Origin of the sequence: Sphingomonas sp., assembly GCF_004799495.1 — a bacterium.
Classification (GTDB): Bacteria; Pseudomonadota; Alphaproteobacteria; order Sphingomonadales; family Sphingomonadaceae; genus Sphingomonas.
The window spans coordinates 32166-49907 of the sequence record NZ_SSMY01000006.1 but is presented as its reverse complement, the minus strand read 5'-3'; the positions used below and the strand labels follow the sequence as shown (position 1 = coordinate 49907).

The window sequence follows — 17742 nt, the reverse complement described above, 5'->3', positions numbered from 1 at the left end:
CGCCTTTGTCAGGCCGGGGCGGCGGCGGCAAGTACGTCGCGCGCGGCTTCCGCCAGCTGCTGGACCGAAAACGGCTTGGGCAGGAACGCGACGTTGTCGAGGTCGATCGACTTGCGCAATTGCTCCTCGGCATAGCCCGACATGAACAGGATCGGGAGATCGGGATAGCGCTCGCGCGCGTGGCGGACCATCGTCGGGCCGTCCATCGTCGGCATGACGACGTCCGAAATGAGCAGGTCGGGGCGCTCGCCCGCCGCGAGCAGTTCCAGCGCCGCCTCGCCATGTTCGGCGGTCAGCACGGTATAGCCCTGCCGCGTCAGCGCGCGCTCGGCCACGACGCGGACCATGTCCTCGTCCTCGACCAGCAGGATCGTGCCGGTGCCCCACAGGTCGGCGGGCTTGTCGCGCGCTTCCGCACGGCGCGTGGCGGCGGGAGATTCCGCCGTATGCACCGGGAAATAGATCGAGAAGGTCGCCCCCTGCCCCGGCCGGCTGTCGGCAAAGATGTACCCGCCCGATTGCTTGACGATGCCGTACACTGTCGAGAGGCCGAGCCCGGTGCCCTTCCCCACTTCCTTGGTCGTGAAGAATGGCTCGAAGATCTTGCCGACAATGTCGGGCGGGATGCCGACTCCGGTGTCGGCGATTTCGAGCAGCGCATAATCTGCGACTGGCAGGATATCGTTGCCGAGCTTGCGCACGTCGGTGGCGGTGACGGCGCGGCTGGTAATGGTGAGTGTGCCCCCGCTGCCATCCTTTGCCAGCATCGCATCGCGCGCATTGACCGCGAGGTTGACGACGACTTGTTCGAGCTGGCCTGGATCGGCGCGGACCGGACCGAGATTGCGCCCGTGACGAACCTTGAGCGTCACCGTCTCGCCCATCAGCCGCTTAAGTAGTTGCGATACTTCGGAGATCACGTCGGGCAGCTGGAGCACTTGCGGGCGCAGCGTCTGCTGCCGGCTGAACGCGAGCAATTGCCGCGTCAGGCTCGCCGCACGGTTCGAGTTCGCCTTGACCTGCTGGATGTCGTCATAGTCGCTGTCGCCGGGCGAATGGCGCATCAGCATCAGGTCGCAATGGCCGATGATCGCGGTCAGGATGTTGTTGAAATCGTGCGCGACCCCGCCCGCGAGCTGGCCCACGGCCTGCATCTTGGTGGCCTGTGCGACTTCGCGCTTGAGCCGTGTCTCCTCGCCATTGTCTTTCAGGCTGAGCAGCACCGATGCGTCCCCCAGCCCGCGGGCACCCGCGATGGTCAGCGCGACCGGCTCGTCGGGATGATCCTTCAGCCGGATCGCCATGTCGGTCGAATGCGTCGCGCCGTTGGCGAACTTGCGGATCGCGTCGGCAACCGCGGCCTTGTCCTCGCGCACGACGAGATCGCCAGGGTAGAGCGGGGGGTGCGCGGCATCGACTTGCGCCGCGCGGACGAACGGGTCGTTCATCTGGACGAAGCGCCCGTCGCGATCGACCAGCGCGAGCCCGACCGGGAGCAACGAGATCAGGCTCTTGACGTGCGCGGCCGCGCTCGCGCCGATCGCGGGCTGGCCGCTTTCCTCCTCGTCGAGCAACGCGACTAGGATCGGCGCGTCTTCGCCGTCGAGGAAGGGGATTTGCAGGATGCGCAGGGGATTGCCCTTGGCGCCCTCACGCTCGAACCGCGCCCGGCCGGTGCTATCGACCGACAGGAAACGCGCGAAGTCGCGGCCGACCACCACGCTTTCCTCGTGCCCCATCGACCGCTCGCGCAATACGCGGTTGGCGGCGAGCAGCTTGCCGTCGGGCGCGATCAGCGCCGCCATGATCCCGGCGGCGGCGAGCCGGTCGCCGGTCGGTCCGGCGATCAGCGATTGCACGTTGGTCGCGAGGTCGAGCCCCTGCGCTTCGTGGAAGCGCCAGACCAGCATGTCCTCGGCCTCGCCGGCGCGCTCGATCTGCACCGCGAGCGGGTTCCCCCGCGTCGTAATCCGGTCGAGTTGCGCCGACCCGTCGCGCCACGCGGTGCGGCCCGCGTTGGCAAGGTCGGCCGCGCCGCTGCCGTCGAGCGGGAGGCCCGGCGGGGTCGGATAGCCGCCGAAGCGCGCCTTGTAGCGTTCGTTAGCGCAGATCAGCCGCCCGGCGCGGTCGGTCACCGCCAGCGCATCGTCGCTCGCCGCGGCAAGCGTGCGCGCGACGCTCCAGTCGGTCTCGGCGCTCTCCGCGGCGGTTGCGGGGGCGAGGCGCGACCAGACGAACACCGTCCCCGCAAGCACCAGCATCGCGGCAGCGAATCCGCCCGCGATCGCCGCGCTCTTGAGCACCAGCAGCGCGATCGCTGCCGCACCGATCCCGCACGCCGCGGCGACGAGCAGCGCCTGACGTTGGCCGGGGGTCGCAGCGGCGAAGGGAGCGGGTCGCGAGGCCATCGGAACCCTTGTGGCGGGTCGGCGGAGCGCGTCAAGCGGGATCACGGGTCGGCCGGGGCGAGGGTGAATCGCGCCCCGTCGGACGCGGCGTCGCCGCGCCGGTCGGCCGTTCGCGTTCGTTGCGCGAAGCGGCGATTAGCGCGCGCTAATCGCCTCGCTTCGGCTTACCAAATACGAACCCGCTGCGCCGGCGTCAGGTACAGTTTCTGCCCCGGCACCGGGTTGAACGCCGCGTACCACGGGTCCATGTTGCGAACGATCCAGGCACGCTGCTGGCTCGGGCTGTGCGGATCGGTCAGCAATCGCTGGCGCAGGTTCGCCTCGCGGTAATTGCGCCGCCACACTTGCGCCCAGCCGAGGTAGAAGCGCTGATCGCCGGTATAGCCGCCGATCACCGGTGCGGGCCGCCCGCCGAGCGAGCGATGATACGCGTCGTATGCCGCGCTCAGCCCCGCCAGATCGGCGCTGTTCTCGCCGAGCGTCAGCGCGCCCTTGACGTGCATCCCCGGCAGCGGCTCGTATTTGTCGTATTCCGCGACAAGGTCGCCACTCAACTTCTTGAAATTGGCGATATCCGCATCAGTCCACCATTGCGTCAGCTTGCCGTGCAGGTCGAACTTCGCGCCCTGATCGTCGAAATGGTGGCTCATCTCATGGCCGATCACCGCGCCGATCCCGCCATAGTTGACCGCCGGGTCGGCATTGGGGTCGAAGAACGGCGGCTGCAGGATCGCCGCCGGAAAGGTGATCGCGACGAGCGTCGGGTTGGCCTGCGCGTTCACCGTCATCGGGGTCATCCCCCATTCCCAGCGATAGATCGCCTTGCCCAGCTTCGCGCGGTTGTAATCATAGCCCCATTGGTTGGCGCGAAGCTCGTTGCCGAACGCATCCCCCTTGACGATATTCAGCGCCGCATAATCGCGCCACGTCGTCGGATAGCCGATGCGGGGCGTAAAGGCGGCGAGCTTGGCGTGCGCCTTCACCTTGGTCTCGGGCGCCATCCACGTCAGCCGGTCGATACGCGCGTTCATCGCGGCGATCAGGTTCTTGACGAGGCTGTCGGCCGCTGCCTTGGTCGCCGGCGGGAAGTATTTGGCGACATAGACTTTCGACACGTCGTCGGTCAGCGCGGCGCTCGTGAACTGCACCGCGCGCTTCCAGCGCTCCTGCTGCTGCGGCGTGCCCGACAGGACGGTGCCGTAGAATGCGAACTGCTCCTGGTCGAACGCCCTGGGCAGGACGTCGGCATATCCGTCGAGGCTGCGGATCAGCAATTGGTCCTTGAGCACCTGGAGCGGGGTGGAATCGATCAATGCCGCGATCCCGGTGATCGCGCTCGGCTGGCCGACGATGACCTCGGTAGCGCCCGTATTCTTGAAATAGGTGACGAAATCGAAGCCCGGCGCCGACTTGGCCAGGTCGGCGACGCTCATCTTGTTATATGTCTTGTCGGCGTCGCGGCTCTCGATCCGGGTCCAGCTCGCCTTGGCGATCGCGGTCTCGAAATCGACGATCGCCTGCGCCCGCGGGCCAGCGTTCGCCTCGCCCGCCAGCGTCAGCATCTTGGCGATATGCGCGACATAGGCCGTCTTGGCCTCGGCGAGCTTGGGGTCCGCGCTCAGGTAATAATCGCGGTCGGGCATGCCGAGCCCCGACTGGCGCAGCGCGACGGCGTAGACGTCCGGGTTCTTCGCGTCCTGCGTCACGCCGCTCGCGAACGGCGTGCCCACGCCGGCGCGGCTCGCCTCGACCAGCAGCGCGGCATAATCGTTTTTCGATGACAGCCCGGCGATCCGGTCGAGCCACGGCTTGATCGGCGCCAAACCCTTGGCTTCGATCGTCGCGGTGTCGAGATAGGTCGCGTAGGTCCGCCCGATCTTCGAATTCGGGTTCGTCGCCGCCGTCTCGAGCAGCCCGCGGGTGCGCTTGTCGGACAGATCCTGCAGCACCTCGAACGCGCCGAAGCTCGATTTGTCGGGCGGGATCGGCGTGTTGCGAGTCCAGGCACCGTTGGCGAAGCTGTAGAAATCGTCGCCCGGCGCGACCGATTTGTCCATCCCGGCCTCATCGAAGCCGAACGTGCCGAACGCCGGCTTGGCCTTGGCGGTGACGGCGGCAGGCGCGGCGGATTGCACGACGGCGACGCTGCCCAGCGCAGTCGCGGCGAGCAAGGCAAAGACTACAGGCTTCATCCCGGGTGTCCCTCTCCTGATATGGGAAGCGGTCGCGGTGTCATGGTACGCGCCGCCCCTTCTGGCGTCGCGTGTTCTACGCCAGTGATACGCCCAGTCAATCGCCCGAAACCAACGCTTCGTCGCCGGCGACGGTGGAGTGTCAGCCGCGCTCGCGCATGATGCGCCCGGCTTCCTTCTTCCAGTCGCGTTCCTTGATATGGTCGCGCTTGTCGTGCGCTTTGCGCCCCTTGGCGAGCGCCAGTTCGAGCTTCGCGCGACCGCGCGAATTGAAATAGATCATCAGCGGGACCAGCGTCATGCCGTCGCGCGCGACCGCACCGTGTAGCTTGTTGATCTCGCGCTCGTGCATCAGCAGCTTGCGCCGCCGCTTGGGCTCGTGGTTGAAACGGTTGCCGTGGCTGAACTCGGGGATGTTCGAATTGACCAGCCACACGCCACCGTCGGGCGTCACCTCGGCATAACTCTCCGCAATAGAACCTTCGCCGAAACGCAGCGACTTCACCTCGGTCCCGGTCAGCGCGATCCCCGCCTCGTACGTCGTGTCGATCATGTAATCGAACCGCGCGCGCCGGTTCTCGGCGACGATCTTCTTCTTGTCGAACGTGGCGGGCTTGGGACGCGGCATGGGAGCGGCGATGTAGGCGCGCGTTCACGCGAACGCCAGCGGATCCTCGCCATAGCGGTTCACGCCCTGCGTCCCGGGCAGACACAGGAACACGATCAGCACGATCATCATCAGGAAGCTGACCATCCCGAGCAGCCACAGCCAGCCGAACGAGTGCATCATCGGCAGCATCTGCGCGTTGACCTGGTCGGGCGTCATCCCAGGCCGGATCGTGCCGAACGTTTCGAAGAACCTGGGCATGACGCTGACGTAGAACAGAGGCATCACGACGTGGCACGCGAACACCGGCGCCGCCCACCATCCGGACCGGTTGCCGTCGTGTAGCCGCCGCACCACCGCCGCGCCGATCAGCACCAGCCAGACGACCGCCATGATCGCGGCGAACACCATGATGTTGCTCATCATCGGCGTCATCATCTGCATGACTAGCTCAGGATGGTCGTCGAAGCGATGCGGATCGCCCTGCATCAACGGCGCCATACGCTCGATCATCCCCATCATGATCGGGATCATCACGATCATCCCGACGACCATCTGCACCGCATAGACGATCAGGATCCACAGCCAGAACGGCTGACGGTTTTCGCGTCCGGAGAAACTGGCAAGTCCGGTGAGGTGGCGCCCGAGTAAGTTCATGATCCAATCCCCGCTGTTTTCATCGCCGCATCGATCGCCGCACGCGCACCCTCCCCCGCCTCGGTCATCGGCAGGCGGAGGTGGAGCGGCCAGTCGGGCTTGATCTTGCCAAGCGCATATTTGACCGGGCCCGGCGACGCGTCAGTGAACATCGCAATGTGGAGCGGATAGAGCTTGTCGTGCAGCGCGCGCGCCTTGGCAAAGTCACCCGCCGCCCATGCTGCCTGGAAATCGGCGCAGAGCCGCGGCGCGACGTTGGCGGTGACGGAGATGCACCCCACGCCCCCCATCGCGTTGAACGCCAGGGCGGTTTCGTCGTTGCCCGACAGCTGGACGAAGTCCGCGCCGCAACCGAGCCGCTGCTCGGTCACGCGGCCGAGCGATCCGGTCGCGTCCTTCACGCCGATGAAGATATCCGGAAACGCTTGGACGATCCGCGCCATCGCCGCTGGCTGGATGTCGGTCACGGTGCGGCCGGGGACGTTGTAGAGCACGATCGGCAGCGGCGTCGCGTGCGCGATCGCTTCGAAATGGCGGAAGATGCCCTCCTGGCTCGGGCGGTTGTAATAGGGCGGCACCATCAGCGCGGCGTCGGCGCCGGCGGCCTTCGCCGCGTGGACGTTGGCGATCGCGACGCGGGTGTCGTTCGATCCCGCGCCGGCCAGAATCGGCACCCTGCCCTTCGCTTGATCGACGCAGACGCGGACTACGTCGAAATGCTCGTCATAGCTCAGCGTCGCCGCTTCGCCAGTGGTGCCGACCGGCACCAATCCTGCCGATCCCTCCGCGATCTGCCATTCGACCAGCGCGCGAAACGCTTCCTCGGCAAAGCTGCCATCCGCCGCGAACGGCGTGACCAACGCCGGGATCGATCCCGAAAACATGCCTAAAAGCTCCCTACGCGCGCCCAAATCGCGGTTTATTCACCTGACAGATAGGGCGACGGCTTATATGCTGTCCATATGATCGCGTCGTGGATCAAGACCGGAGTGCTCGCCACCGCCTTGTCGGGGATGGCGGCAACGGGCTTTGCGTTTCAGGATCAGTTCGATCGCGCGAAGGCGTTGCTGACCGGCAGCATCGCCGATCCGACCAACACGTCGCTGTCGGCGGCGATTACCGAATGGCGCTCGCTGAGCACCACGAACAACGCGCCGTTCGACAGCTATGCGCGTTTCATGCTCGCGCATCCCGGCTGGCCGGGCGAGACGCAGATGCGGCGCAATGCCGAAGCGGCGCTGGGCAAGGGCAATTTCTCGGCTTCGACTGCGGTTGCGTTCTTCCGCCGCTTCCCGCCGCAGAACGCCACTGCCTGGACGCGATTCGCACAGGCACTCAACGGCACCGGTTTCCGCGACGAAGCGAAGAGCGCGGCGCGTAATGGCTGGATCATGGGGCTGCTGTCGAATGCCGACGAAGCGTTCATCCTCGCGACTTTCCCCGATGCGCTAACCACTGCCGATCACGACGCGCGGATGGACCAGTTGCTGTGGCAGGGGCAAACCGCTGCGGCGGGCCGCCAGATCCTGCTGACCAGCGCAGCCAGGCGCCCGCTTTTCCAGGCGCGGCTCGATCTGCGCACCGGCGTGCCGGGCGCGGGCAGCGCTGATGTGCTCGGCGCGGGCGATCCGGGTTATCTCGCCGACAAGGCGATCTGGCTGGCCAATTCGGGCGCCGGATCGTCGGCGCGCGCGTTGCTGGCGCGGCCGCACGGTTTCACCGCGCTGCCGACCGACGTCGACCGCTGGTACGACTTGCTGCTCAAGAACGCCCGCGCGGCACTGGGGGCGGGCGAGGCGAGCAATGCCTACGCCATCGCGAGCCAGGTCGACGATGCCTACCCGGCCGGCACCGACGTGTCGTTGCGCCCGCTCGGCGAGCGTGACCCTTACACCGATCTCGTCTGGCTAGCCGGGCAGACCGCGATGAAGCGGCTCGGGCGGCCTGCCGACGCGATACCGATGTTCGTGCGCTACACCGGCGGGTCGCGCTCGACGGCGCTCAAATCGAAGGGGTTCTATTGGGCGGGCCGCGCCGCCGAAGCCGCCGGGCGGCCCGACGACGCGCGCGCCTATCTCGGCCGCGCCGCGCAATATCGCGACCAATTCTACGGCCAGCTCGCGACCGAGCGCCTCGGCCTCGCGATGGTCGCGCCGACCGATGCGATCGATCGTCCGGTCGATCCCGCTGTCCGCGCCGCCTTCTACCAAAGCGAGATCGTCCGCGCCGCGCAGTTCCTCGGCACGATCGGGCAGCACGAGGATCAAACGGCGTTCGTGCGCCAGATCGCGAACGCCGCGACCAGTGAGGCCGACCACGCCCTCGCCGCCGAACTCGCGCGGACGCTCCAGCGTCCCGACCTCGCGGTGATGGTGGGCCGGAGCGCGCTGCTCAACGGCGTCAGCGACTATACGCTGACCGGCTTCCCGACCGTCAACATCCCCGCGTCGGCGACCGGCAGCTGGAGCATCGCGCACGGCATCATGCGCCAGGAAAGTCAGTTCGACCGCGCCCTCATCAGCCGCGCCGGCGCGCGCGGCGTGATGCAGCTGATGCCGGGGACGGGGCGCGAACAGGCCGGCAAGCTCGGTATCGCGTGGGATTCGGGGATGTTGCTGTCGAGTACCGACTATAACATCCAGCTCGGCACCGCCTATTTCGGGCGACTCTACGCGATCTACGGCAGCTATCCGCTGGCGATCGCGGCGTACAATGCGGGCGGCGGCAACGTGAACAAATGGCTTGCCGCGAACGGCGACCCGCGCAGCGGCAGCGTCGACTGGGTCGATTGGATCGAGGCGATCCCGTTCGACGAGACCAAGCGCTACGTCCAGCACGTGCTCGAGAACGCAGTGGTCTACGACCTGATCAACCCGCAACGCGCGACGTCGATCGGCAGTGCGCGGCTGAGCTGGTACCTCGGCAACAAGCGGCCGGGCTGAAATGCCCGCCCCGACTGCAAAGGATGAGCGATATTATCAGTCCATGCTCAATGGCTTGCGGGGCTTGCATGACGACCTGCTGGCTAACAACGCTCCGCAAGAAGCCTGGACGCTGATGCGCGAAATTATCGAGATTTGCGAAAGCGATTATCGCGTTACCTTCGGCCACAACGAGTAGTGGATCGCCCCAATTACATCACGCCCGCCGGTTTCGCGGTGCTGCGCGCCGAATATGAGCAACTCCTGTCCGACGAACGGCCCAAGCTGGTCGAGGTGATTTCCTGGGCGGCGGGCAACGGCGACCGGTCGGAGAATGGCGATTACATCTATGGCCGCCTGCGGTTGCGGCAGATCGACCGGCGGCTCGACTGGCTCGCCAAGCGGATGAAGGCGGCGAAGGTGGTCGACCCCGCCGCCGCGCCGGACCGGACGCGCGTGTTCTTCGGCGCGACCGTCACGATCGCCGACCAGGACGACAATCACCGCACGCTCACTTTGGTGGGGGACGACGAAGCGGATGCCGGGCAAGCCCGGGTCGGCTGGGGCTCGCCCTTCGCGCGCGCGCTGCGCGGCGCCGCCGTCGGCGACCTGCGCCGCGTGGCGTTGCCCGCCGGCGAGAAGGAATATGAGGTGATCGCGATCGCCTACCCCGACGCTTAACGGAGCGTTTCCATCGCTTGTCTGGTTATCCAAGCGATCCCGCCATAGACGGCCAAACGAAACGAACAGGAGGTCCCATGCCCATTCCCGCCAGTTGGTCGCCGCGCTTGCTCTCGCTACTGCGGATCGTCGCCGGTCTCGGTTTCCTGCAACACGGCGTGTCGAAATATTTCGGCGTCCCGCCCTTCCCCGCGCCGCTCACGCCATTGCTCTACGTCGCCGGCGCACTCGAGCTGGTCGGCGGCGCGCTGATCCTGATCGGGCTGTTCACGCGGCCCGTGGCGTTCGTCCTGTCGGGCATGTCGGCGGTCGCCTATTTCATGGTCCACGCGCCGAAGAGCTTCTTCCCCGCGCAGAACATGGGCGAGGCCGCGATGCTCTATTGCTTCGTTTTCCTCTACCTCGCCGCCGCGGGCGCCGGGCCGTGGAGCATCGATGCGATGCGCGCGAGGTCCTAGGCCGGACAACCGCCCGCCTCGGCGATCATACCGCCCAGCTCTCGGTCGATTTCCGCGCGGGCGGCGGCGTGGCCCATATGGTCGATCTGCGCCAGGCTGTGGCGCTTGCCGACGCGCTGCATCAGGCGATAGCCGACATAATAGCCCCAGCGCTTTGGGAATGCCTGCTCGCCGCCGCCGCCCATGAAATAGCTGGCATAGGTCGCCTGATCGCCCTTATCGAGATCGCGGCGCAGCGTGCACAGCGCGGCCTGCCATTTTGCGTCGACCGCGGGACGGATCGGTTTGGGCAGGTCGAGCATCAGCGTGTGATCGTCCGCCCCCGGGTTCATCACCGACGCGGCATAAGTCGCGCCGCCCTCCTGCCACAGCGAGCACCACACCGTCGTGTCGGGCTGGCAGTCCTTGAACCATTGCCCGTTTTCGACGTGGAACAGCTCGTGATCGAGGAACGGGCCGATCGTGCCATCGCCGTGGATTTGCGCGATCACGTCCGCGCCGAAAACCATGTAGGTCTTGCCGCCGTAGGTCCGCGTGCCGCCGTCCATCCGCCCGAGCGAGTGGACGAACCACACCGGCAGCACCGGCTTGAACCCAGGGAATTGCGCGCGGAAATGGCGCAGGCCCGCGGCATAGGCGCGCGGGAAGTCGCGCTCGGTCTGTTCGTAGCGCGCACGCAGTGCGGGAAAGTTACGAAGCGACGCGGCGATATTACGATTGAACTGTTCATCGCTCTGCCCGTCGGCAGGAGCATAGAAGCCGGGGAAGCGCGCCGCGAAGCGCTGGCGGAACAAGGCGACGCGTGCCGCTTCGGGCATCGCCACGGTGCTGTCGTAGAATTGCGCGAACTCGCGAGTCAGCGAATGGTAGGGCGCCGGCGGTTGCTTCGCCGCGCCGGTCAGCATCGCCGCATCCAGCACGATCAGTGCCGCCGCCGTTAACCGTCTCATCGCCTAACCTCCCTGAAATCCAGCAAGTTTCCGCTGCAACCATTCGCTTCGGCGCGCTTCCCGCTCCGCTCCCGCCGAACCGCGCCGCGCGTGCGGCGAACCGTCGGGCAGGACCGATACGGTCGCGCCCGAACGCTGATAGCATCCATGGCCACGGGCGGGATCAACTCGCCGCGCACAAGGGGTTGAGTTCTATGGGTGTGATGCAGCGGGTCGTTGTGTCGGGCAAGGTCCACCAGGTCGGTTTCCGCGACTTCACCATCCGCAAGGCGCAGGCACTGGGAGTTACCGGCTGGGTGCGCAACCGTCAGGACGGCACGGTCGAGGTCATGGTGTCCGGGGAGGACGAGGCGGTCGCGGCGCTGGTCGAGGCTTGCCGCGAAGGCCCGCCGCTGTCGCGGGTCGACCATGTCGAGGCCTATGTCGAGGACGGCCAGCCGGTGAAGGGGTTCACCAAGCGCTTCACCGCCTGACGCGCGCGCCGGATCGCCCGGCCGGCTTGACGAATTTCAAGGCGTACTGGTCGGTCTGGCCCTGCACCTTCTTGTCGAAGATCGGCAGCGTGTGATCGTCCGACGGGCGGCGCAGGAACGTGCCTTCGTCGGCGAGCTTGAACCCGACCGAGGTCACTTCCCTGATCACCTGCGCGCGTTCGATGCGGTGGAGCCTCGCAATCCCCGCGAGGTCGGTGCCTGGTGGAGCTTCGTGGTCAAGCACGAAGAAGGTCCCGCCCGGCTTCAGCGCGTTGAACACCCCGCGGTCGAACGCGACCGTATCGACCACGCCGTACTGCGCGATCTTGAGGTCGTGATAATTCTGGGTGACCCAGGCGAGGTCGAGCGGCTTGGCGAAGCGGACCGTCCCGAACGCCGCGGCTTCCATCGACACGTTGGGATATTTGCCCCCGGCGACCAGCGCGTCGTTCGCCTTGACCGAGCCCTTCCACCGCACATTCTCCATGCCGTAGACATGCCCGCGCGGGCCCACGACGCGGCTCAGCATCCGCGTGTAATAACCGCCGCCGGGGTAGAACTCGCCGACCGTCATCCCGGGCTTCACGCCGGCGAAGGCGATCGTCTCGGCAGGCTTGCGATTGGCGTCGGTGTCACGGTCGCCCTGCGGCCGGTCGGGATCGGCGACGGCAGCGGCCACGTATGAGGGCATGGCCGGCGCCGCATAAAGCGCGATTGGCGCTGCGGTCAGGGCGATCAGGACGAGCGACGGGCGAAGCATGATTCTTTACCTCATGGTGTACTATCAAGGCATCACACTTCGGAACGCTTGTCAAAGCTGGCGTTGAAACGACCTTTCGCGCTTGCGTTTGATCATGCCGCGGTTGCCTACCGGCGTTCAGCGACGATCCAATCTTTGAAAGGATCATTCGGTGAAGGGGAGCGAACAAGTCGGCGGATTAATCCCCCCGCATGCTCATCGTGCACCGTCGAAGATATTCGAACGCAGCGTTCGTGTCGCTTCCGGTCAATGGCGTGTCGACGATTACCTTGCCGTCCATCGTGATGCGTATCGATGTGCTCACTTCGAGACGATCGATATAGCCGTCGCCCAATTCGTTGAGAAAGATTCCAACCCCAGGAGGGAGCAAGCTGGTTCGACTCGACCCATATGCGGTCTTCGTCTCATCAATCGACCCAAATTGTACACGCAGAACGTATGTCGAACCGTCAGTGACCGACGCCCATGATTCATTCCGGAGCTTGATGAACAGATCGGTATACGTCTGCGCTGTGGAGAATGCGAGGCTGGTACCGTTAGCCAGATCTTTCCTCATCCAGCAGTCATCATCGTGCCGATAGACGACCCATTCTCCGATCTTCTTTTTGAGCGTAAAGTCCTGCGCGGCGGCAGGTACCATCGACGACCAGGCAGCTACGACCGCGATAACTCCCCGACCAATCATACCGCCCCCTTGTTTGCCCAATATTACCGCGTCAGCTTCTTATACGCCAACCTGGTCGGCCGATCCGCCGCATCGCCCAACCGCCGCCGCTTATCCTCTTCGTAGCTCTCGAAATTCCCCTCGAACCATTCGACATGGCTGTCGCCCTCGAACGCCAGGATGTGCGTGCACAGGCGGTCGAGGAAGAAGCGGTCGTGGCTGATGACCACGGCGCAGCCCGCGAAATTCTCGATCGCCTCTTCCAGCGCGCCCAAGGTCTCGACGTCGAGGTCGTTGGTCGGTTCGTCGAGCAGCAGCACGTTGCCGCCGCGCTTGAGCATTTTCGCGATATTGACGCGGTTGCGCTCGCCGCCCGACAGTTTGCCGACGTTCTTCTGCTGGTCCGAACCCTTGAAGTTGAACGCGCCCACATAGGCGCGCGTCGACTGGTCGTGGCCGTTGACCTTCATATAATCGAGCCCGTCGGAGATTTCCTCCCACACGTTCTTCGAATTATCGAGGTGATCGCGGCTCTGGTCGACATAGCCGAGCCGCACCGTGGTGCCGACCTCGATCGTCCCGGCATCCGGCTGCTCCTGGCCGGTGATCAGCTTGAACAAGGTCGACTTGCCCGCGCCGTTGGGCCCGATCACGCCGACGATCCCGCCCGCGGGAAGCGTGAACGACAGGTTCTCGAACAGCAATTTGTCGCCATACGCCTTGGACAGGTTCTCGACCTCGATCACCTTTCCGCCGAGCCGCTCGGGCACCTGGATGACGATCTGCGCCTTGCCGGGCGTGCGATTCTGCTGCGCCTCGACCAGCGCCTCGAACTTCGCGATACGCGCCTTGGACTTGGTCTGGCGCGCCTTGGCGCCCTGCCGGATCCATTCGAGCTCGTCCTTGATCGCCTTGGCGCGGCCCGATTCCTCGCGCTCTTCCTGCTCGAGGCGTTTCGCCTTCTTCTCGAGATAGGTCGAGTAATTGCCCTCGTACGGGAAGTACTTGCCGCGGTCGATTTCGAGGATCCAGCCGACGACGTTGTCGAGGAAATAGCGGTCGTGGGTGATCATCAGCACCGCGCCGGCATATTCCTTGAGATGGTTTTCGAGCCATTCGACGCTTTCGGCGTCGAGGTGGTTGGTCGGCTCGTCGAGCAGCAGGATCGACGGTTTCTGGATGAGTAGCCGCGTCAGCGCGACCCGGCGCTTCTCACCGCCCGACAGGTTGGCGACGGAGCTGTCCCCCGGCGGGCAGCGTAGCGCTTCCATCGCCAATTCGAGTTGGCTGTCGAGGCTCCAGCCGTCGACCGCATCGATCTTCGTCTGGAGGTCGCCCATTTCGGCACCGAGCGCGTCGAAATCGGCGTCGGGCTCGGCCATCAACATGCCGATCTCGTTGAAGCGCGCGACCAGGTCCGCGGTCTCGCGCGCGCCGTCCTTGACGTTTTCCAGCACGGTCTTGGTCGGGTCGAGCTCGGGCTCCTGCTCGAGATAGCCGACCGTGACGTTCTCGCCCGGCCAGGCCTCGCCGCTGAAATCCTTGTCGACCCCCGCCATGATCTTCATCAGCGTCGACTTGCCTGCGCCGTTGGGGCCGACGATCCCGATCTTCGCGCCGTGATAGAATTGCAGGTTGATGTTGTTGAGCACCGGCTTGGGCGCGCCGGGGAAGGTCTTGGTCATGTCCTTCATGACATAAGCGTATTGGCCGGCCATGGTGGCGCGTTGCTCCGTGATTGAATTGGCGGGAATTTCGAGGGCGGGAGATAGCGATTGGGCGGGCATTAGGGAAGGCCTGCCGCTCATTGGCGCAATACGGACTTCAAATGTTGGATTTCATCTGCCAGCATCCCGCGATGCACGCCGCCATACCCCCGGGACCACGCCGATAGCCGAGGGGATCGCGACCGGCCGAAACCGACGCCGATAGTGTCAACCTAGTGTCAACTTAGCATCCCTGTGACGGCGACGATGGCCCTTCCCGCGCCCGCCCCGCCGCTCTAAGTCCGACCGCAGACTCGACCCCAGGGAGAACAACATGCGGATCGCCCCCCTCGCGCTTGCCGGCATCGCCGCCGTCGCCGTTCCCGCCATCGCGCAACGCGCGGCACCGCCCGCGCCGGTCAAGGTCGACCCCGCGGTCGCCAAAGCACGCGATGCCGCGCTGAAGGACGATGTCGCCTACGATATCGTCGAGGGGCTGACGACCGAAGTCGGCCAGCGGCTCGCGGCGACCGAGGCGGAGGCGCGCGCGCGGGCCTGGGCGGTGGTCAAGCTCAAGGCGCTGGGGTTCAAGAACGTCCATATCGAGACGTACATGATGCCGGTGTGGGTGCGCGGCGAGGAAAAGGCCGAGATCGTCGGGCCGTACCCGCAGAAGCTCGTGCTAGCCGCGCTCGGACGCTCGGGCGCGACCCCGCCCGAAGGGATCACCGCGCCGGTGGTCTATTTCCCGACCTTCAACGACCTGCTCGCCGCGCCCGACGGCAGCCTCACGGGCAAGATCGCGTTCGTCTCCAACCAGATGAAGGCGGCGCAGGACGGCAGCGGATACGGCGCGTACGGCGCGGCGCGCTTCGTCGGGCCGAACATCGCCGCCAAGAAGGGCGCCGCCGCGATCATCATCCGCTCGATCGGCAGCGACCACGGGCGCTGGCCGCACACCGGCGGGACCAACTGGGCACCCGGCGTGACGCCGATCCCCGCCGCCGCGCTGTCGGTCGCCGACGCGGAACAGCTCGAGCGCATTTTCACCCGCACCGACAAGGTGACGCTGCACCTGACGCTGACCCCGCGCACCCTGCCCGACGCCGAATCGGGCAATGTCATCGGCGAAGTGCCGGGCACCGACCCCAAGGCCGGGACGATCGTAATCGGCGGGCACCTCGACAGCTGGGACCTCGCGACCGGCGCGATCGACGACGGTGCCGGGGTCGCGATCACGACCGCGGCGGCCAAGTGGCTGCTCGACGGCCCACGCCCGCGCCGTACGATCCGCATCGTGTGGTTCGGCGCGGAGGAACCGGGCGGGTTCGGCGGCGAGGCCTATGCCAAGGCGCACGCGACCGAAAAGTTCGCGCTGGCCGCCGAATCCGATTTCGGCGCGGACAACGTCTGGCGCTTTTCGACCAATTTCCCCGACAGCGCGAAGGCGATAGGCGACCGGCTCGGCGTAGCGCTCGCCCCGCTCGGGATCGTGCGCAGCCGTGAGGTCGCGGGCGATGGCACCGATGTCGGCCCGCTGTTCAAGCTCGGCACGGCGGCGGTCGACCTCAACCAGAACGGCATCCGCTATTTCGACTGGCACCACACGCCCGAGGACACGCTCGACAAGATCGATATCGAGCAGATGCGCCAGAACGTCGCGGCGTGGACGGCGATGCTGTGGATCGTCGCCAACGCACCCGAGGATTGGGACAGGACCACGCCCAAGGGCGGCTGATCGTCGCCCCGCATCACGATTTGAACAGGAGAATCTCCGATGAAAAAGATCGCCGCCGTCCTCGCCGCCGCCGGGCTGGTATTGCTGGCCGCCTGTCACAAGCCCGAGCCGACCACGGAAAACGTGGCGAACGCGATGGAATCGGACCTGGTGAACAACGCCGCGGCGATGCAGGCCGAAGCCGATGCGAACGCCAACGCCGCCGCGGCGAATGCGATGAACAGCGCGAGCGCGACCTACAGTGCCAGCATGAACGCAACGGACGCGGCGAACAGCCAGTAGGACACGCGGGCAGGCGGGGTTCGGCCTTGCCGCCCCCGGTTTTGCTGCCTAGAGGGTCGCTCCGCGTCGGGGAGTGGCGCAGTCTGGTAGCGCGCCTGCTTTGGGAGCAGGATGTCGCAGGTTCGAATCCTGTCTCCCCGACCACTTTGCGGGTGGGGCCTGTAGCTCAACTGGTTAGAGCTGGCCGCTCATAACGGCTAGGTTGCGGGTTCGAGTCCTGCCGGGCCCACCAACGCCACCTCACACCGCCGCTGCGATCAGTTCCGCCAGCCCGCACGGGGTCACACCCAGCCGGTCGAGTTCCGCGAACATCCGGTCCCACCAGTGCCAGAACGCGCGCAGGTCGTCGGCGTAACGCACGTAGGGCGTATGCCCCGGCACCAGCGACGGCGAGTGGAACGCGAAGCTCAGCACACGAATGCCGTCGCCGACCGCGGCGCGCACGGCTTCCAGCGCCTCGGCAATTGGGATACCCTCGGGGGTCAGCGGAATGCGCTGGAGCAGTCGCGTGCGGGCAAGCAACGCCCGTCCCTTCGGCACAGACCCTCCCGCGCGGTACAGTCCCATGCCGCCGCCCCGCGCCAAGCCGGTGAACACGGTGGTCGACGGTAACTCGATCAGCCCGCCGATATGGAATGCCTGGTTGCCGATGGCACCATAGTCCGGGCCGCCTTGCGGCGCATAATCGAACCCCGGCCGCATCGAGCTGTCGAGCCGGTAGCCGCGTCCGGCGAGCAACTCGAATGTTTGGGGACCGAGCCCATAGCGGCCGGCACGATAAGCGGTCGGCCGCGCACCGAACGCGGTAGCGATGGCGTCGGTCAGCGCGTCGAGCTTCGCCGCTTCCAGCGCGCGTGGCAGGTTTCCGGCGAAGCTGTTGCGCGGCACCAGCGCCTCGTCCAACGGCGGCGTGACCCAGGGATGGAGCTGTGCGCCGACCAGGCTGCCGCCCGTCAGCAAGGGGCCGATCCAATCGGCCGCGCGCGCATCGCTCGCCACTGGGTGGTCGAGCATCAGCGCCAGCGGCACTCCCGCCGCGGCGAAGCGCGCGTGCGCGTCGGGCAAGGCCGCGACCGCTTCGACCGAGCGGTTGTCGCGCGACAGCGGCAGGTCCCAGTCGAACTCCTCTTCGACATCGACGAACACGACGAAGCGCGTGCCGAAATCGGCGGGCCAGGCGATCAGGTCGGCGGGTGCAGGCGCGGACGGGCGGAAGCCGGGTTCCGGAAGAGGCTCGCTCATCAC

Annotated in this window: 17 protein-coding genes and 2 tRNA genes; 9 read left to right on the top strand and 10 right to left on the bottom strand. The window is 66.2% G+C overall.

Translation table 11 applies throughout. The annotated features are described in order from the left end of the window. Positions 1-8: 8 nt before the first annotated feature. The 5 genes from E7773_RS06055 to dapA all read right to left on the bottom strand — a co-directional run bounded on the left by E7773_RS06055 (position 9) and on the right by dapA (position 6748). Positions 9-2408: a response regulator gene (locus E7773_RS06055; protein WP_293989467.1), complete on the bottom strand. Its 2400-nt coding sequence runs from the start codon at positions 2406-2408 to the stop codon at positions 9-11. A gap of 164 nt (positions 2409-2572) precedes the next feature. Further along, positions 2573-4600: a M13 family metallopeptidase gene (locus tag E7773_RS06050; RefSeq protein ID WP_293989465.1), complete on the bottom strand. Its 2028-nt coding sequence runs from the start codon at positions 4598-4600 to the stop codon at positions 2573-2575. Positions 4601-4742: 142 nt separating this feature from the next. Next, positions 4743-5228 carry an SsrA-binding protein SmpB gene (gene smpB, locus E7773_RS06045; RefSeq protein ID WP_293989463.1) on the bottom strand — a complete coding sequence of 162 codons (486 nt, stop codon included), beginning with the start codon at positions 5226-5228 and terminating at the stop codon, positions 4743-4745. 24 nt (positions 5229-5252) lie between these two features. Beyond that, positions 5253-5864 (bottom strand): DUF805 domain-containing protein, encoded by a 612-nt coding sequence (locus E7773_RS06040; protein WP_293989461.1) that lies wholly within the window; start codon positions 5862-5864, stop codon positions 5253-5255. Then, complete coding sequence (gene dapA, locus E7773_RS06035) at positions 5861-6748, bottom strand: 4-hydroxy-tetrahydrodipicolinate synthase (protein WP_293989459.1); 888 nt, start codon at positions 6746-6748, stop codon at positions 5861-5863. The genes E7773_RS06040 and dapA overlap by 4 nt, the downstream gene beginning before the upstream one ends. Before the next feature lie 78 nt (positions 6749-6826). Between dapA and E7773_RS06030 the strand changes: the two genes are divergently transcribed. The 4 genes from E7773_RS06030 (at position 6827) to E7773_RS06015 (ending at position 9924) form a co-directional block, all read left to right on the top strand. Next, positions 6827-8806: a lytic transglycosylase domain-containing protein gene (locus E7773_RS06030; RefSeq protein ID WP_293989457.1), complete on the top strand. Its 1980-nt coding sequence runs from the start codon at positions 6827-6829 to the stop codon at positions 8804-8806. A 43-nt stretch (positions 8807-8849) separates the two neighbouring features. Next, the gene (locus E7773_RS06025; protein ID WP_293989455.1) at positions 8850-8984 is read left to right on the top strand and encodes a hypothetical protein; all 135 of its coding nucleotides are present in this window, start codon (positions 8850-8852) and stop codon (positions 8982-8984) included. Next, positions 8984-9466, top strand: coding sequence for a transcription elongation factor GreB (gene greB, locus E7773_RS06020; protein WP_293989453.1), 483 nt, complete (start codon positions 8984-8986; stop codon positions 9464-9466). Before E7773_RS06025 ends, greB begins: the two co-directional genes overlap by 1 nt. Positions 9467-9543: 77 nt before the next feature. Next, a complete protein-coding gene (locus tag E7773_RS06015; RefSeq protein WP_293989452.1) occupies positions 9544-9924 on the top strand; it encodes a DoxX family protein in 381 nt (126 codons plus the stop codon). Here the strand turns inward: E7773_RS06015 and E7773_RS06010 are convergent. Then, positions 9921-10874: a DUF2268 domain-containing putative Zn-dependent protease gene (locus E7773_RS06010; protein WP_293989451.1), complete on the bottom strand. Its 954-nt coding sequence runs from the start codon at positions 10872-10874 to the stop codon at positions 9921-9923. The genes E7773_RS06015 and E7773_RS06010 overlap by 4 nt on opposite strands. Before the next feature lie 203 nt (positions 10875-11077). Between E7773_RS06010 and E7773_RS06005 the strand changes: the two genes are divergently transcribed. After that, entirely contained in the window at positions 11078-11347 is a 270-nt protein-coding gene (locus E7773_RS06005; RefSeq protein ID WP_293989449.1) for an acylphosphatase, read from the top strand. On the opposite strand, the gene E7773_RS06000 is transcribed toward E7773_RS06005, so the two are convergent. The 3 genes from E7773_RS06000 to ettA form a co-directional block, all read right to left on the bottom strand. Next, positions 11337-12107 (bottom strand): methyltransferase, encoded by a 771-nt coding sequence (locus E7773_RS06000; protein WP_293989448.1) that lies wholly within the window; start codon positions 12105-12107, stop codon positions 11337-11339. The two genes, E7773_RS06005 and E7773_RS06000, sit on opposite strands and share 11 nt — an antisense overlap. A 178-nt stretch (positions 12108-12285) precedes the next feature. Then, positions 12286-12792 (bottom strand): hypothetical protein, encoded by a 507-nt coding sequence (locus tag E7773_RS05995; RefSeq protein WP_293989447.1) that lies wholly within the window; start codon positions 12790-12792, stop codon positions 12286-12288. 23 nt (positions 12793-12815) lie between these two features. Beyond that, positions 12816-14489 (bottom strand): energy-dependent translational throttle protein EttA, encoded by a 1674-nt coding sequence (ettA, locus tag E7773_RS05990; RefSeq protein ID WP_293989446.1) that lies wholly within the window; start codon positions 14487-14489, stop codon positions 12816-12818. Positions 14490-14811: 322 nt separating this feature from the next. Here ettA and E7773_RS05985 point away from each other — a divergent pair, with 322 nt between their 5' ends. The 4 genes from E7773_RS05985 to E7773_RS05970 all read left to right on the top strand — a co-directional run bounded on the left by E7773_RS05985 (position 14812) and on the right by E7773_RS05970 (position 16729). After that, positions 14812-16215 carry a M28 family peptidase gene (locus E7773_RS05985; protein WP_293989445.1) on the top strand — a complete coding sequence of 468 codons (1404 nt, stop codon included), beginning with the start codon at positions 14812-14814 and terminating at the stop codon, positions 16213-16215. 39 nt (positions 16216-16254) lie between these two features. Further along, on the top strand, positions 16255-16497 hold the full coding sequence (locus E7773_RS05980; RefSeq protein ID WP_293989444.1) for a hypothetical protein: 243 nt from the start codon (positions 16255-16257) through the stop codon (positions 16495-16497). Positions 16498-16564: 67 nt separating this feature from the next. Next, positions 16565-16641, top strand: a tRNA-Pro gene (locus E7773_RS05975). Between the two features lie 11 nt (positions 16642-16652). After that, positions 16653-16729 (top strand) — tRNA-Ile (locus E7773_RS05970). 8 nt (positions 16730-16737) lie between these two features. Here the strand turns inward: E7773_RS05970 and E7773_RS05965 are convergent. Further along, positions 16738-17739: a polysaccharide deacetylase family protein gene (locus tag E7773_RS05965; RefSeq protein ID WP_293989442.1), complete on the bottom strand. Its 1002-nt coding sequence runs from the start codon at positions 17737-17739 to the stop codon at positions 16738-16740. Positions 17740-17742: the final 3 nt, after the last annotated feature.

Excerpts from the sequence above, each read along its gene's own strand:
- E7773_RS06055 (WP_293989467.1), bottom strand. The coding sequence starts at position 2,408 with ATGGCCTCGCGACCCGCTCCCTTCGCCGCTGCGACCCCCGGCCAACGT.
- E7773_RS06050 (WP_293989465.1), bottom strand. The coding sequence starts at position 4,600 with ATGAAGCCTGTAGTCTTTGCCTTGCTCGCCGCGACTGCGCTGGGCAGC.
- smpB (WP_293989463.1), bottom strand. The coding sequence starts at position 5,228 with ATGCCGCGTCCCAAGCCCGCCACGTTCGACAAGAAGAAGATCGTCGCC.
- E7773_RS06040 (WP_293989461.1), bottom strand. The coding sequence starts at position 5,864 with ATGAACTTACTCGGGCGCCACCTCACCGGACTTGCCAGTTTCTCCGGA.
- dapA (WP_293989459.1), bottom strand. The coding sequence starts at position 6,748 with ATGTTTTCGGGATCGATCCCGGCGTTGGTCACGCCGTTCGCGGCGGAT.
- E7773_RS06030 (WP_293989457.1), top strand. The coding sequence starts at position 6,827 with ATGATCGCGTCGTGGATCAAGACCGGAGTGCTCGCCACCGCCTTGTCG.
- E7773_RS06025 (WP_293989455.1), top strand. The coding sequence starts at position 8,850 with ATGCTCAATGGCTTGCGGGGCTTGCATGACGACCTGCTGGCTAACAAC.
- E7773_RS06015 (WP_293989452.1), top strand. The coding sequence starts at position 9,544 with ATGCCCATTCCCGCCAGTTGGTCGCCGCGCTTGCTCTCGCTACTGCGG.
- E7773_RS06010 (WP_293989451.1), bottom strand. The coding sequence starts at position 10,874 with ATGAGACGGTTAACGGCGGCGGCACTGATCGTGCTGGATGCGGCGATG.
- E7773_RS06005 (WP_293989449.1), top strand. The coding sequence starts at position 11,078 with ATGCAGCGGGTCGTTGTGTCGGGCAAGGTCCACCAGGTCGGTTTCCGC.
- E7773_RS06000 (WP_293989448.1), bottom strand. The coding sequence starts at position 12,107 with ATGCTTCGCCCGTCGCTCGTCCTGATCGCCCTGACCGCAGCGCCAATC.
- E7773_RS05995 (WP_293989447.1), bottom strand. The coding sequence starts at position 12,792 with ATGATTGGTCGGGGAGTTATCGCGGTCGTAGCTGCCTGGTCGTCGATG.
- ettA (WP_293989446.1), bottom strand. The coding sequence starts at position 14,489 with ATGGCCGGCCAATACGCTTATGTCATGAAGGACATGACCAAGACCTTC.
- E7773_RS05985 (WP_293989445.1), top strand. The coding sequence starts at position 14,812 with ATGCGGATCGCCCCCCTCGCGCTTGCCGGCATCGCCGCCGTCGCCGTT.
- E7773_RS05980 (WP_293989444.1), top strand. The coding sequence starts at position 16,255 with ATGAAAAAGATCGCCGCCGTCCTCGCCGCCGCCGGGCTGGTATTGCTG.
- E7773_RS05965 (WP_293989442.1), bottom strand. The coding sequence starts at position 17,739 with ATGAGCGAGCCTCTTCCGGAACCCGGCTTCCGCCCGTCCGCGCCTGCA.